The 1,455-nt window shown below is 31.3% G+C and carries 1 protein-coding gene; it reads right to left on the bottom strand.

What is annotated here, in order from left to right; translation table 11 throughout:
* Nucleotides 1–1,101 precede the first annotated feature (1,101 nt).
* A partial coding sequence (locus ACFIKE_RS10535) for a DNA translocase FtsK (protein ID WP_375649841.1) occupies nt 1,102–1,455 on the bottom strand: 354 nt, incomplete at its 5' end.

Below are 1,455 nucleotides of genomic sequence, written 5' to 3'. Positions count from 1 at the left end.
AAATAACTTGATATCTCATATCAATTGTCTGTAGCAAAATTTTGACTGTTTCATCAACAAAACAAGAATAAAAAGAATCCTCCAACTCCTGTTGCTTATTCACCCATTATTGTAACAAACTTGTTACAATAATGGTAACATCTCCCTCGCATAAATAGTACTCAAAAAGAATACACTTATTTTACGCATTCATGTGCCTGTTTTAAAAAGATATCCCCCAAGCTCCCCAAGCTTATTTTACGACGGCATCCGTAAATGGTAGAATGTAAAGGCCCGCATAACAGATAGCAAGGCATTGTACATTACATTTTTATGCTTATAAAAGAGCTGGTTAGGACCATCATTATACTAATTTTAACCCCTAATGTCACCAATAGTTCTTGGCATTTGAAGGCGTTCATAAGCGGCATTTTTATTTCTTTTTTTTAACTTTTTACCCCTACATTCATTACGATACGCAAGAAAATCGTTTTATTTGTTTCAACAGAAACAGATTTGAAATAAAAAAATCTTACGATATTTGAAACTTTCATTCAATATTTATAATGATAAATTATTATTATAAATCAATAAATTGCATTATAAAAATAGAAATTAAAATTTCTTTTTCAAATAAAGTTTCTCGTAAGAACACCTTTCTTGTACCAATAATATCAAATAATAACAAATTTAGCATAGTGCTTTAAAACACCCAATGCAACAAAACTTGCATATTAGATACTCTTCTTATGATGCTCTCCATAATCCCCAAAAGACCTTTCTTTCATCAGAACCGCTATAGAAGAGAAAACAAAAAAATATACCACTGCATTATTTAACCAAAGAATTTTTCTGCAATCAGAAAAGAGAACAAAAATCATCTGTTCTCATATAAAGATTTGTTTAATTTCTTTACATCCCAGATCATCTAGAAATGTTAAAAATACCTCCCCTTTTGGTATCAGCAGTCAAAAGACCACTTTTGTTTTATTACTCTTCATTCAATTTTTTAATATTATTATAAATACATGGTCACATCTGCTTTAAAAAATAAAACAAGCATTCGCTATTTAAATAATGTCTGTCAAACATTTTAAAAATCGCACATTTTAATGTGCTTTTTTATTTCCCTGTATTGAGTAAAATTTCACGTTTTCCCACATGATTAGCGGCTCCAACAATGCCGTTTTCTTCCATCCTCTCAACAAGAGAAGCTGCTTTATTATAGCCGATTGAAAGTCGGCGCTGAATATAAGATGTTGAACATTTTTTATCACGCATAACAATCTTTACAGCTTGATTATAAAGCTCCTCTCCCTCTTCATCAAAATTTTCTTCCTCAGAAACTTCAACCGTTGAATCGGCAGAAGCATCCTCTTTGTTATCATCTTCGTTATCTGTGACGGTTGCTAAATAATCAGGTTTTCCTTGCAGTTTAAGATGTGCAACAATGGATTCAACTTCTTCATCAGAGAC

It is taken from the genome of Bartonella sp. MU70NMGDW, from assembly GCF_042194085.1.
Classification (GTDB): Bacteria; Pseudomonadota; Alphaproteobacteria; order Rhizobiales; family Rhizobiaceae; genus Bartonella; species Bartonella grahamii.
The sequence above is the reverse complement of the archived record's forward strand: the minus strand, read 5'-3'. Positions and strand labels throughout refer to the sequence as shown.